The 12,870-nt window shown below is 42.4% G+C and carries 11 protein-coding genes, 2 tRNA genes and 1 rRNA gene; 4 read left to right on the top strand and 10 right to left on the bottom strand.

The annotated features are described in order from the left end of the window. Positions 1–132 precede the first annotated feature (132 nt). Positions 133–876, bottom strand: a complete 744-nt coding sequence (locus tag BLW31_RS23220; RefSeq protein ID WP_010535525.1) for a potassium channel family protein — start codon at positions 874–876, stop codon at positions 133–135. A gap of 216 nt (positions 877–1,092) precedes the next feature. Here BLW31_RS23220 and gadC point away from each other — a divergent pair, with 216 nt between their 5' ends. Further along, positions 1,093–2,793, top strand: coding sequence for a glutamine/gamma-aminobutyrate antiporter GadC (gene gadC / locus BLW31_RS23215; RefSeq protein ID WP_010535526.1), 1,701 nt, complete (start codon positions 1,093–1,095; stop codon positions 2,791–2,793). A 193-nt stretch (positions 2,794–2,986) separates the two neighbouring features. On the opposite strand, the gene BLW31_RS23210 is transcribed toward gadC, so the two are convergent. Then, positions 2,987–4,156: a sensor histidine kinase gene (locus tag BLW31_RS23210; RefSeq protein ID WP_373169639.1), complete on the bottom strand. Its 1,170-nt coding sequence runs from the start codon at positions 4,154–4,156 to the stop codon at positions 2,987–2,989. A gap of 285 nt (positions 4,157–4,441) precedes the next feature. Between BLW31_RS23210 and BLW31_RS23205 the strand changes: the two genes are divergently transcribed. From BLW31_RS23205 to BLW31_RS23195, 3 genes are all read left to right on the top strand, one after another. After that, positions 4,442–4,514 (top strand) — tRNA-Phe (locus BLW31_RS23205). A 10-nt stretch (positions 4,515–4,524) separates the two neighbouring features. Further along, positions 4,525–4,597, top strand: a tRNA-Pro gene (locus BLW31_RS23200). Positions 4,598–4,811: 214 nt separating this feature from the next. Then, on the top strand, positions 4,812–6,449 hold the full coding sequence (locus BLW31_RS23195) for an alpha-galactosidase (RefSeq protein ID WP_029425045.1): 1,638 nt from the start codon (positions 4,812–4,814) through the stop codon (positions 6,447–6,449). 91 nt (positions 6,450–6,540) lie between these two features. Here BLW31_RS23195 and BLW31_RS23190 read toward each other — a convergent pair whose 3' ends face one another. The 8 genes from BLW31_RS23190 to rrf form a co-directional block, all read right to left on the bottom strand. Beyond that, a complete protein-coding gene (locus BLW31_RS23190) occupies positions 6,541–8,007 on the bottom strand; it encodes a tetratricopeptide repeat protein (RefSeq protein WP_029425047.1) in 1,467 nt (488 codons plus the stop codon). A gap of 21 nt (positions 8,008–8,028) precedes the next feature. After that, a complete protein-coding gene (locus BLW31_RS23185; protein ID WP_032836523.1) occupies positions 8,029–8,973 on the bottom strand; it encodes a PstS family phosphate ABC transporter substrate-binding protein in 945 nt (314 codons plus the stop codon). Between the two features lies 1 nt (position 8,974). Beyond that, positions 8,975–9,787 (bottom strand): energy transducer TonB, encoded by an 813-nt coding sequence (locus BLW31_RS23180; protein ID WP_010535531.1) that lies wholly within the window; start codon positions 9,785–9,787, stop codon positions 8,975–8,977. A 26-nt stretch (positions 9,788–9,813) separates the two neighbouring features. Continuing rightward, complete coding sequence (locus tag BLW31_RS23175) at positions 9,814–10,470, bottom strand: ExbD/TolR family protein (RefSeq protein WP_010535532.1); 657 nt, start codon at positions 10,468–10,470, stop codon at positions 9,814–9,816. A gap of 15 nt (positions 10,471–10,485) precedes the next feature. Continuing rightward, complete coding sequence (locus BLW31_RS23170) at positions 10,486–11,091, bottom strand: ExbD/TolR family protein (protein ID WP_010535533.1); 606 nt, start codon at positions 11,089–11,091, stop codon at positions 10,486–10,488. A 29-nt stretch (positions 11,092–11,120) separates the two neighbouring features. Continuing rightward, entirely contained in the window at positions 11,121–11,918 is a 798-nt protein-coding gene (locus tag BLW31_RS23165; protein ID WP_010535534.1) for a MotA/TolQ/ExbB proton channel family protein, read from the bottom strand. A gap of 156 nt (positions 11,919–12,074) precedes the next feature. After that, positions 12,075–12,518 carry a DUF8440 family protein gene (locus tag BLW31_RS23160; protein ID WP_010535535.1) on the bottom strand — a complete coding sequence of 148 codons (444 nt, stop codon included), beginning with the start codon at positions 12,516–12,518 and terminating at the stop codon, positions 12,075–12,077. Between the two features lie 258 nt (positions 12,519–12,776). After that, positions 12,777–12,870 (bottom strand): 5S ribosomal RNA (gene rrf / locus BLW31_RS23155); the annotation flags it as partial.

Raw genomic sequence — 12,870 nt, 5'->3', positions numbered from 1 at the left:
GACGAATATTAAGCCTTATTACCTAATTACTGAAAAAATAGTCGCATAGACAAAAAAGAGGAACGACTATTTTATATTAAAAAAAGAAGGGGATGTGCCTTAGTTTTGACACAGCCCCTTTCTATTTGTAGACTATGTTGTCCCCTGTGCCGGCGCTTTCTTCTCTTCTTCTTCCGCATAATACTGCTTTTTCTTTTCATTAGACTGCTGAATCAGATTCGTAATATAGACTGTAAAGATAGGAAACATCATCATTCCCAAAGCTGCCAGCAGCACAGAGAGTACCCTACCGGTAGTCGTCATCGCAACTATATTCGATCCGACGGTAGTCACATCCATAAATGCCCACCACAAAGCGTCTCCGTAGTCAGTCACCAGCGGATTCACTTTATGCTCAAGTACAAAGAAGGCAAGACTGGCGAAATAGACCGTTGCCAGCAACATCGTCAGATAAGAGACGAACAAACTCGAAGCCCGGTTGTAAGTAAGCCATCCTACTACGATAGCAAGTGCATATCCTCCCCGCAACAAAGGAATGAACCGAAGCAGATAAGTGACCTCCGGAGAGAATGTCCACCCATAATAGGCAATAATGTTCTGGTAAGGGATTGCCACCAGCAGAAAGATAAAGTGCGTCCGTATATAACGCCATTTATGCTTTGCCAGAAAAAACTCCAATACGAAATCAAACAGAAACCAGAGGCAAATCCACAACTGGATTTTCATGTACGAAGACTGCGTATAAAAAGGAATCCCTTTGAATGTATCTATCGAAATACTAATGACCAGAAAAAGGGACATCAATAATATAATAATGTGGAGAATACCATAAATCCCTTTTTTCCCTAAGATAAAATCGGAAAGTGCTGATTTCATAACTGCTTAATTTATAATAAAATGATTCTTATGTAATTTATAATGCTTAGAAACAATCTGATAAAGCGATTGTTTCGGAACAAAGGGATTGAGATATACAATCTATCAATTTAGCGATGTTAATTAACGAACTTTGAAAGAGATTGCGGAAACATCTCGCGCAAAATGTTGTTATAACACTGACTTTAAAATATTTTTCACTTAAAACCTTAACTTATGGCAAATATTAAAAATGCAGTGAAGCTGGGCGTGTTCACCCTGGCTATCATGAACGTTACGGCAGTAGTATCATTGCGTGGACTACCAGCCGAGGCCGTATACGGAATGAGTTCGGCTTTCTATTATCTTTTCGCAGCTATCGTCTTCCTGATTCCGACATCGCTCGTAGCAGCCGAACTGGCAGCTATGTTTCAGGATAAGCAAGGTGGTGTGTTCCGGTGGGTAGGCGAAGCTTACGGCAAGAAACTGGGATTCCTCGCCATCTGGGTACAATGGATTGAAAGTACCATCTGGTATCCGACCGTATTGACATTCGGTGCCGTATCCATTGCCTTCATCGGTATGAACGATGTACATGACATGTCGTTAGCAAACAACAAGTATTACACCCTCGTCGTAGTTCTTATCATTTACTGGCTGGCAACTTTCATTTCGCTGAAAGGTATGAGCTGGGTAGGTAAGGTAGCCAAGGTCGGTGGTATGGTCGGTACAATTATCCCGGCTGCCCTGCTGATTATCCTGGGCATCATTTATCTGGCAACCGGCGGACAATCCAACATGGATTTCCACAGCAGCTTCTTCCCTGATTTTACCAACTTCGATAATGTTGTTCTTGCGGCCAGTATCTTCTTGTTTTATGCCGGTATGGAAATGGGTGGTATCCACGTGAAGGACGTAGAAAATCCATCTAAGAACTACCCGAAAGCCGTATTTATCGGTGCACTTATCACTGTTCTTATCTTCGTATTGGGAACATTCGCACTGGGTGTTATCATCCCTGCCAAAGATATTAACTTGACTCAAAGTTTGCTCGTTGGTTTCGACAATTACTTCAGATACATTCACGCCTCCTGGTTGTCACCGATCATCGCTATCGCTCTTGCATTCGGAGTATTGGCCGGCGTACTGACATGGGTAGCAGGTCCGTCCAAAGGTATCTTTGCTGTAGGTAAAGCTGGTTATATGCCTCCATTCTTCCAGAAAACAAACAAGCTGGGTGTACAGAAGAATATCCTGTTCGTACAAGGTATCGCTGTTACAGTATTGAGTTTGTTGTTCGTTGTCATGCCTTCCGTACAGAGTTTCTATCAGATTCTGTCACAGTTGACAGTTATTCTTTACCTTATCATGTACTTGTTGATGTTCTCCGGAGCTATCGCACTACGTTATAAGATGAAGAAACTGAACCGCCCGTTCCGTATCGGTAAATCCGGTAACGGTTTGATGTGGTTCATCGGAGGTCTTGGCTTCTGCGGATCATTGCTCGCATTCATCCTGAGCTTCATCCCGCCCAGCCAGATTTCTACCGGTAGTAATACTGTATGGTTCTCTGTATTGATTATCGGCGCATTGATCGTAGTCATTGCTCCGTTTATCATCTACGCATCCAAAAAACCGTCTTGGGTAGATCCTAATTCCAATTTCGAGCCGTTCCATTGGGAAGTACAACCACAGGCTGCTACTGCCGGTGTTACTGCCGGTGCTACTGCCAACAGCTCAAGTACTGCTCGTCCGACTTCTGCTTCAACATCGTCTGCCAATCCGGCTAGTCCCGCCACTGCAAACCCCGCAAGTGCCGGCTCTGCAACCTCCGGCTCTGCTCCGACAAGCAATCCGGCTTCTTCTGGTGGAAATACCACTGCAAGTAACGGATCGCCAAATTCCGGAAATAAAGATGAAGGTATACCTAAATCTTAAAAGCTAAACATATAGTTAACATCTATCAATAATCCCACCTTGAACCAATCAGTATCCAGGGTGGGATTATTCATTTCTTATTATTCATTCCCTATTATTTCTTTCAGGGCATTTCTTTTTCACACTTCTCTTTTCTTCTTTTTTCTCCTTCAGTAAATCAATTCTTGCTTTATCTGACAGTTTTATTTTTCAATCAAGCAACTTCTTTCTTCGTGATTAAAGGTAATATAAACCAAAAAGTACTGCCCTTTCCAAGTTCCGATTTTACTCCGACTCTTCCTCCCAGATTATGAATAATTGTTTCCGAAAGCGTCAATCCGAGTCCTGTTCCCTGCACCTCCCGGTCAAGTTTCGTAAAGTGGGAGAATATCTTCTCCTGCTCCTCTTCCGGAATACCAATGCCAGTATCAGAGACATAAAAACAGACTTCATCTGTACCCTCCATACGACATCCAAAACGGATTTCCCCTGTTTTAGTAAATTTCATCGCATTATGAAGCAGATTGGTCAATACCTGAATAATGCGCTGTTTCTCCGAATGCATCATAATCGGTTCCAGATGTGCCTCACATATTAATGCCACCAAAGGATTCTCATTCAGCTTCATTCCGAAAACACCTTCCAGTTCCCTCAGCAAATCATTGGCATCAAACTCTGAATATACAAAGTTCAACACGCCTGCATCTATTTGCGAAAGATCAAAAATATCATTTACCAGCCGTAATAACCGCTCATTATTTTCTGAGATTATATCGGTATACATCTTCTTTTCTTCTTCGCTGGTAGCTGTAGCCATCAGGCCGGAAAATCCGACAATAGCGTTTAACGGAGTGCGAACTTCATGGCTCATATTGGCTATAAAGGCAGACTTGAGTTTATCGGCGGAAATCGCATTTTCTCTTTCTACATCTAATAATCGCTGTATATTCCGAAGTTCCGTTACATCGTAGACTGTCAGCACCATACGCTCTTCACCATTGATATGCAGCAGATAAGCGCCCGAAACAGAAACATCACAGGAAATAATGGACTTTCCATCGTCACTTAAAAATTTCATAGAAGCATCCAGTTTCTTAAAACCTCTCTTTTCATAAAAAGCCTTGCCGATAAATGTACGTATGCAGCACAATTTACATTGTTCATGCTTTCCACATTCTCCGGCAGCTATCGCATTTCTGCAATGCAATAAATCTCCCACTTTTTTCCTTTCTCCCTCCACAGGTGTCAAATGGTTCAAAGCATAATAGTTGGTATTGTGAACGACAAAGTCCCTGTCAATCAGCAGATAGTAGACGTTTATGTTCTGCAATATGGAAGTTAACTCATTAGATTCATGCAACATTACAGCTGCCATCGAATTCATATCTTTCTTCACCGTCTGATATTTAACCAGTACATAAATGAATGCAGCTAACAAAATAATTGTAATAAACTGTAATGCCATAGGAATCATATTATATTGTTTGTAGTGTCCGGATTGTTTAGACTCGTAAAAGTATAAAATATACTGAATAAGTGATGCCGCATTGCCTATTTATTCTTCCCCAAAAGAAAAGTTTCTCTCTTTCCTCATAAGTAGACGAAAAATTCCCTTCAAGTTATTGCAGTATTAAAAAATATACTTATCTTTGCACCCGCAAACGAGAAAGGTGCCATAGCTCAGTTGGTAGAGCAAAGGACTGAAAATCCTTGTGTCCCCGGTTCGATTCCTGGTGGCACCACTTTCGAGAGCGGAATGTAGCGCAGTTGGTAGCGCACTACGTTCGGGACGTAGGGGTCGGGCGTTCGAGTCGCCTCATTCCGACAAAAGCGACAAATGATTTTATCATTTGTCGCTTTTTGCTTTATACGCCTTTATAATACGTTGATAATCCAGTGGGTAATTCAAGAAGTTATATTTCTTTTTCATTCGATACCCAGCCATTTTTGTTCAATTTATTTGCACGCCAATAGATTCATTTATATCTTTGTTACCAAAAATTTATTTAATCTCATTTATTCATCAACCTAATTACATCATGAAAAACAGATTCCACCTCTTAACCACAGCGATAGTTTCCCTATTATGTGTTAGTTGTGCAGAAACTCAGGTTTCCCAGTCCGGTAGTAAAGAAGCGGTCAACCCTCCTATTATGGGTTGGAGCTCATGGAATGCTTTCCGGGTAGATATCAGTGAAGATATTATTAAAAATCAGGCTGACCTTATGGTCAAAAAAGGTCTGAAAGACGTGGGATACCGCTATATCAACATTGACGACGGATATTTTGGCGAACGGGACGGCAATGGAAAAATGCAGGCCAACAAGAGTCGCTTTCCGAACGGTATGAAACCTGTCGCCGACCATATACATAGCCTTGGCATGAAAGCCGGTATTTATACAGATGCGGGTAACAACACCTGCGGCTCTATCGCGGACAACGATCACGCAGGAGTAGGAGCCGGCATTCATGGACATGAACAACAGGATGCCCAACTCTATTTCGACGAATGGGGATTCGACTTCATCAAGATAGACTATTGTGGCGGAGACCTGCTGGGCTTGGATGAAGAAGAACGCTATACTTCTATCCGAAACAGTATCGACAAAGTAAACAAGGACGTCTCTGTCAATATCTGCCGCTGGGCTTTCCCCGGTACGTGGGCTAAAGATGTAGCAACTTCATGGCGTATCAGCGGTGACATCAATGCGCATTGGGGCTCATTGAAATATGTAGTCGGCAAAAACCTATATCTGTCCGCTTACGCCAAAGACGGACATTATAATGATATGGATATGATGGTCATCGGTTTCCGTAATAACAGCAAAGTAGGCGGAAACGGACTTACCCCGACAGAAGAAGAAGCCCACTTCGGCCTGTGGTGTATCATGAGTTCGCCTCTGTTGATCGGATGTAATCTGGAAAGCCTGCCCGAATCTTCCCTTCAACTGCTGACCAACAAAGAATTAATCGCTCTTAATCAAGACCCGCTGGGCTTGCAGGCATACGTAGTGCAGCATGAAAACGAAGGCTATGTACTGGTAAAAGACATCGAACAAAAACGTGGTAACGTACGTGCTGTCGCACTTTATAATCCATCGGACACCGTGTGCAGCTTCTCCGTACCTTTCTCGGCACTTGAATTTAGCGGAAATGTGAAAGTACGCAATCTGGCAAAACGCAGTGATCTGGGAAGTTTCTCCAATGTCTTTGAGCAGACACTCCCCGCACACAGTGCTATGTTCCTCCGCATGGAAGGAGAAACACGTCTGGAACCGACATTGTATGAAGCGGAATGGGCTTATCTCCCCATGTTCAATGATCTCGGCAAAAACCCGAAAGGCATCCTATATGCTGCCGATCAGGAAGCTTCCGGAAAAATGAAGGTAGGATTTTTGGGCGGACACCCGGAAAACTATGCAGAATGGCCGGAAGTATATAGCGCAGACGGCGGACGTTACGAGATGACCATTCATTACTCATTCGGCAAAGGACGCCAACTGGAAATAGATGTCAATGGCATTGTTACCAAAGTGGATTCACTGGGAGAAGACGACAAACACAACCAGATCACAATTCCTGTAGATCTGAAAGCCGGTTATAATCATATCCGTATGGGTAACAGCTACAACTGGGCACCGGATATCGACTGCTTCACACTAACCAAAGCAATGTAACAGCCCCATCATGTAAAACGTGACTATAAAAAAGGAGGAGCTAAGATCACTCTCCACTCCTCCTGTCACGACAAACAACTAAAATTATTCACTATTTGATGCCATCCAATGCCCTTTTAGCAGTAGCATTAGTGGAGTCTATAGCCAGAATTTTGCTCCAATATTCTTTGGATTTTTCCTTATTAGCCATCGCTTCCGCTTTCAGTGCCGGATTTTCAATAGCCAACAAATAGTAATATCCAAGATAACTGTAGCACTCAATCAAAGCTGAATTGTAATGAGGATCATTCTTGCTTTCCAGCAGAGCAGCAACTTCCTCATAGAAAGGTTTCGCTAATCCAAGAGTCGTTTCGGGGTCAAGTGCAGAATTGGCACGTGCTCTCCAAAAATTGCCCAGATAGCTCTCCGGTGCTGCTTCTGCAATAGTATGAAAAACAGAATCAGCAGCCATCAGCGCCTGTTTGCGCTCTTCAGCATTGATTGTCAGCGAATCAGTCTGCGTACCTGCACCGTAATAAAGTCTGCCAAACTGGAATTGCAAATCCGGAGTCTGGTGTTCCTTATCAAGGGATGAATAATATTTCTGGTAAGCACTGATTGCCTTTTTATAATCGTTCTTCTGCTCGTAAGCAGTAGAAATATTCTTGTATAAGTCCGTCTTTGTCGGATCTAATTGTATAGCTTTCTCATATTGGCCTACAGCTTCGTCATATCTCTTCAGAGCATCAAGCAAATGACCGTAATACATATAGTCCAGATAAGAATAATCAGCTTTGTCTGACTGGGTAAAGAAAGCGTCTGCCGCCTTTATTGCTTCATCAAAGCGTTTCAGGTCTGTATAGTTATACATTGCCAAACGATTGAACGCTGCATGACGAGCATTCTTTTTCAATCCCATATTCGCTACTTCAAGCGACTTCTCAAAGTCATGATTCAGGAAGAGAGCGAATGCATACTTCACCAAATCCTCTTCTGTAGCTGTCGGTCCCATTGCAAAATTCGAATAAGCTTCGACAGCTTTACTAAAATCATTCTTTAAGTAATAAATTTCGGCTAGTTTTTTATCTACGGCTGTGTTGGACGGTTCCTGTGCTTTCAACTGATTCAGTTTCTCGATAGCAAGGTCTGCATTTGCAGATTTATAAGTATCTGCATATTTCAGATATGCTTCCGTGCAATGCGGATCGAAATAAATAGCCTCTTCATATTTCTGAGATGCCAGACCTGCATTTTTCTGTTCAAAAGCGATATCTCCTTCCAATACAGAAGCAAGAGCCGATTTACCATTCGCTTTTTTGGCAAGAGCAGCGTACTCCTGTGCTTCCGGAAGTTTGCCGGCTTTCAGATATACCTCACCGATCGCCACCAGAAGTTCCACATTCTTTTTATTCTTTCCTTTTATCAACTGTTCAGCTTCCTCATTGGCCTGAGCCGGATTCGTCTGAATGATTTCTTTCAATTTGGCAACTCCTGCCTGCCATTCGGCATCAGATGATTGCGCATAGAGCGACCCAACTGCTATAAACGCTCCAGCTAAAAACATTTGTATTCTTTTCATGATAGTCACTAATTTTAGTTATTATTCGTCTTTCACGTGGACAATACGCACTGGCTGAGTAGCCGGCACAAGTCCAGATTTTAATATAATCCGCTGCCCTTTATCGGATGTCATAAAAGAAGCGAATCCCCAAGGCAGCCCACTGCGAGGATCATTCAGTAATGCATAAATTGGTCGTGCCAATGGATAGTTACCGTAATACAGATAAGCCTGATAAGGCTTATAACTGTTAGCAGGAGTAGCTACATCCTCCGCACTCACTGCCATTACTCTGATTTCCTCGGTGAAAGAAAGATTGGTGGTGTCACTGCGGTTACCCAGCCAGTTTACACCAATGACTCCCATTGCTCCGGGGTTCTCTGCTACATACTTTATCACCTGCTGATTGGTCTTCAAGGCACTGACATTGTCAGTAGCCAGTGGTTTTCCATCGCAGATGGAATCCATTGTATAGCGTACGGTGCTGGAGTTCTTGTTATCGAATACCACCTGAATACTCTTCAGTGGAGAATTCGGATTTATCTCTTTCCAGTTTTTCGCCTCACCAGTCAGGATACGGCTGAAATCTCGTACACTCAACAAAGAATCCGGATTACCCCGGTTGACGATCAATGCCAGACCATCCGTGGCCAGTTTAATCTCACGGGGAAAGAACTTGCGGCTGTGGAAGGAATTCATTTCTTCCTCAGTCAATGTCCGGGTCGCAATAGCCAACCGGACACTGTCTTTCAGAAGTAAATTAATTGCTTCGACTTCCGTCGTGTAGCGAGGGACAATTCCAGCCAAAGGATACAGACTCTCAAACACATCTATTTCTTCCTGTATAATAGGCTCAAAACTTTCATCCGCCGCAATAGATATCACCCCAGACGAATACGTATCCGTCGGTCCATCCGATTTGGAACGGCAAGCACTCAACACTGCCAACAAAACGATTCCTATCAGCCAAAATTGTCTCTTCATCATCTTACTGTAATCTAAACATTACCGGAACGGTGAATTTCACACGTACCGCTTTACCATTTTGTTTACCCGGAATCCATTTCGGCATGCTTTGTACCACACGCACAGCTTCTTTATCCAGATAAGGATCAACGCCACGAGCTACGTGCACATCGCTAATAGTACCGTCACGCTCTACCACAAACTGTATAATAACGCGACCTTGTGTTCCATTCTCCTGTGCAATCGTCGGATACTTGATATTTTTTCCCAGATATGCCATCAGTTCCTGCTGTCCGCCGGGGAACGTCGGCATCTGTTCTACCATATCAAATACTTTTTCCGGTTCGGCTGCTTGTGTCACTACCTGTTTCAAGTCAGCGATATCAGCTCCGTTGACTTCATCATTACCTTTTACGTCGGCAATGGAGATAGCCACTTTGGTAGAAGTCAATTCTTCCTGACTCTTGATTTCATCGTCTTCGCTCACCTCTTCATCCTTCTTGATGACAGGAGCCGTAAACTTAATAGAACTTTTCAATGCAGGAGGGGGAGGTGCAACCGGTTCCACCCGTTTCATCTCTTCCTGTTTGATTTCCGGTTCTGCCAATTTTGACAAAGTCGTAACCTCTGTCATCACTTCCTTTTGCTCGGGAGTTGCCAACTTAAGCAGCGTAGGGATAGTAAATCCGACGATTGCTATCGCCACCACAATCAGCATCGCAACCGTATGCCGTTTAGGTGAATTGGCACGCATTCTGTATGCGCCATACGCTTGATTCTTGCCTTCAAAAATCTGTTGACACCATTCCGAAGAAGCTAAATCTAATTTTGCCATTTTACTTTCTTTTTTTAGGTGTTACATCATTTATCAGCCAGGTTCTGTGACAGCTCTCCCTTAGCATCGTAATTCTTAATCAAGAATTCATCGGCTTCGACAATATCCGTTATCACATATTTACCTATGTTACATATCTGCATCTCATCCAATGCGTCAATCAGATTCATATAAGAAGCATCATCCGTCGCCTTGATAATAACGGTCGGTGTATCCTTTCCGCTCTTAATTTCGGAAACCTTCTTTTTGTATTCGTCATCTGTAATCTCCAGATCGAGCTTCTGCTGCTTCAAGGCTCTCACCTGATTAACAGCCGCAGCATTTTTCTGAAGAAGTACGGCACGCAGCCCATTTGCTCCGTAAGTAGTCTCTTTCAATGAAGTATAATCCCTATAGTTAGGTTCTCCCTCATAGTAATAGAGCTTATTATCAGCTCCCAGCAATAATGTAATTGCCTGAGAAGCTTTCACCATACTCTTTTGTTGTTCAGTTATATCTTTGTCATTACTCGGCATGCTTATTTCCATCGTCTGAGGCTTGCTCAACGTGGTACAAAGCATAAAGAAAGTAATCAGCAACATGTTCATATCCACCATCGGAGTAAAGTCTACCCGGACAGTCATTTTCTTTTGCTTGCCCTTACCTCTTTTCTTTCCGCTGCTCTCTTGTACTTCAGCACTCATTGTCTTTCCTCCCTTTTAATTTTCAGATTCTGCTTTGAGAGAAGTAATCAGATTGTACCGATTCTCCCGCAAATCCTGAAGTGAGTTCATTACGTTCTTTATCACTGAGTATGGAGTGGAAGCATCTGCCTTAATAGCAATTCGGAGATCAGCGTTAGCGTTACGTGCATTGCGCACCCACGACTTAAACTGATTATCGGTGCTATCGCACGGAATTCCTTCATTCTTCAGAACTTTGTCCCGCTGGTCTTCCGGGAGGTCAAGGAATTGCTGCATACTTCTGATGGGCACTCCAAAAGTAGTAGCCAGTGTAAACCGCTTTTCCTGCTCCGGAGTAAACTTTATGCCATACTCTTCACCCATGCTCTCCAATACAGCCTGCATATCCTGCTGCTTGTCGAGGCTCATAAATATTTTTCCTTCCGGATCAACCAGAATCTGGAGTACATTCGTCTCCGGAATCTTAATTTCCGATACGGAGGCCGGAGTAGTAACTTGTACAGGTTCCTTCTTCACAAATGTTGATGTCAACATAAAGAAAGTCAGAAGCAATACAGTTACGTCACTCATAGCTGTCATATCTATGAACGTATCTTTCTTTTTAATTTTCGCTCTACCCATGATTAATAGATTTTAAAGGGTTCGCCAAATTAATGAGTAGCTGCAAAAGTCTGCACGATAGAGAATCCGACTTCATCGAGTCCGTAAGTCAATTTATCAATTTTGTTAGTGTAGTAGTTGTAAGAAATAACAGCCAGCGCACCTGTCAAGATACCGAAAGCCGTATTGATCAAGGCTTCAGAGATACCTTGTGACAAAGCCATAGAGTCAGCACCACCACCGGCAGACAATGCGGCAAATGAACGGATCATACCAATTACAGTACCGAGCAATCCCATCAATGTTCCCAAAGTGGTGATAGTAGCGATAATCGGAAGATTCTGCTGCATCATAGGCATTTCCAGAGCAGTTGCTTCTTCCAGTTCTTTCTGGATAGCCAGCAGCTTTTGTTCTTTAGGAAGAGCTGTGTTCTTTTCCATTTCTTCATACTTGCGCAAAGTAGCAGTAACTACATTGGCAACAGAACCGCGTTGTTGGTCACAGATTTCTTGTGCTTTTTTGAGGTCACCGGTAGCCAGGGCTTCCTTGATGTTAGCTACAAATTTAGCCAACGAACCTTTACCGAAAGCAGAACGAAGCGCAAAATAGCGTTCAATACTCAAAGCGAGTACAGTTAACAACAGTGTCTGAATAACAGGCACAATAACACCACCTTTGTAAATAGTACCCAACATGTTCAATGGATGGTTGTTAGGATCATTGTTCATAAAGTTAGACGGATTTCCCAACAGGAACTGATAAATACACACTGCCACGATGAAACAGCAGATGATTACAATACCGGCATTCTTTATGCCTACGATCTGAGACTTTTTAGTAGTTTCCATAATAAGTTTTTTTGTTAAGATATTAATTTTAGTTATTTAGAAAATTTCAAATGATTAGATACACTGCGCTATAGACCCTGTGACTTTTCAAGAGAATGAAAGTCACACAGCTTCATACAGGGTACGAAAAGTAAATAAGATGGGAATAGTAATAAACTAAATAAGGATACGTCTTAGAGCGAACACATAGTAGTCGCTACAGATAATGGAGTAATGTGGATCCTTATCCGAGTAATAGGATTTACTTTGATCTAATACAAGTGAGTTTTCTCTTAACAAGAAAAACTTATGCATAACGTCTTTAAGAGAATCATTCGCTTCGATGATTCTACGCAGACGATAATTATTAGAAGATGTTTCTGTAACTGATTTAAAGCCCAATTCTACGTCGGAAATAGACAAAGACTGGGATGATCTGTCAAAACCCAACGAACGGGTCTTAAATGAAGAATTAGAGTTGGTATCGGCGTTCGATTCCGACAACTGGCAAGAGCTTTCACTCTTAGAAACACATGAAGTGATATCCATAGCATTTCCACCCATACTATATGATAGCATCAGCAGAACAAGCGCTAATATGAATCTCACAGAACCTTTCATGATATTTATTTCAGTTGTTTATATCGAATTCTCGCATTTCGGCGACAAATTTAGTAATTAAATATATTCGTTTGTCGTTATTCACATCATTTAAGCATAAAACTTTGACTCTATTATTGAAACAATGTACAAAGTGTTTTGTTCCCATGTTTTGGAGTTTTATGTGTTAAAAGACGTTTATAGATAAATAAGGGATATTCCTAAGGTATCAAAAACAAGAAAGCCCTCCAGGTATTTCTACCGGAAGGGCTTCTTTAAAAACGGCGGCTACCTACTCTCCCACTGTTACGCAGTACCATCGGCGTGACGAGGCTTAACTTCTCTGTTCGGAATGGGAAGAGGTGGAACCCTC

Origin of the sequence: Bacteroides faecis MAJ27 (assembly GCF_900106755.1) — a bacterium.
In the GTDB taxonomy this organism is placed as follows: domain Bacteria; phylum Bacteroidota; class Bacteroidia; order Bacteroidales; family Bacteroidaceae; genus Bacteroides; species Bacteroides faecis.
The sequence above is the reverse complement of the archived record's forward strand: the minus strand, read 5'-3'. Positions and strand labels throughout refer to the sequence as shown.

Bases quoted from the DNA above. Each gene is read 5' to 3' on its own strand.
- BLW31_RS23220 (WP_010535525.1), bottom strand. From the start codon at position 876: ATGAAATCAGCACTTTCCGATTTTATCTTAGGGAAAAAAGGGATTTAT.
- gadC (WP_010535526.1), top strand. From the start codon at position 1,093: ATGGCAAATATTAAAAATGCAGTGAAGCTGGGCGTGTTCACCCTGGCT.
- BLW31_RS23210 (WP_373169639.1), bottom strand. From the start codon at position 4,156: ATGAATTCGATGGCAGCTGTAATGTTGCATGAATCTAATGAGTTAACT.
- BLW31_RS23195 (WP_029425045.1), top strand. From the start codon at position 4,812: ATGAAAAACAGATTCCACCTCTTAACCACAGCGATAGTTTCCCTATTA.
- BLW31_RS23190 (WP_029425047.1), bottom strand. From the start codon at position 8,007: ATGAAAAGAATACAAATGTTTTTAGCTGGAGCGTTTATAGCAGTTGGG.
- BLW31_RS23185 (WP_032836523.1), bottom strand. From the start codon at position 8,973: ATGATGAAGAGACAATTTTGGCTGATAGGAATCGTTTTGTTGGCAGTG.
- BLW31_RS23180 (WP_010535531.1), bottom strand. From the start codon at position 9,787: ATGGCAAAATTAGATTTAGCTTCTTCGGAATGGTGTCAACAGATTTTT.
- BLW31_RS23175 (WP_010535532.1), bottom strand. From the start codon at position 10,470: ATGAGTGCTGAAGTACAAGAGAGCAGCGGAAAGAAAAGAGGTAAGGGC.
- BLW31_RS23170 (WP_010535533.1), bottom strand. From the start codon at position 11,091: ATGGGTAGAGCGAAAATTAAAAAGAAAGATACGTTCATAGATATGACA.
- BLW31_RS23165 (WP_010535534.1), bottom strand. From the start codon at position 11,918: ATGGAAACTACTAAAAAGTCTCAGATCGTAGGCATAAAGAATGCCGGT.
- BLW31_RS23160 (WP_010535535.1), bottom strand. From the start codon at position 12,518: ATGAAAGGTTCTGTGAGATTCATATTAGCGCTTGTTCTGCTGATGCTA.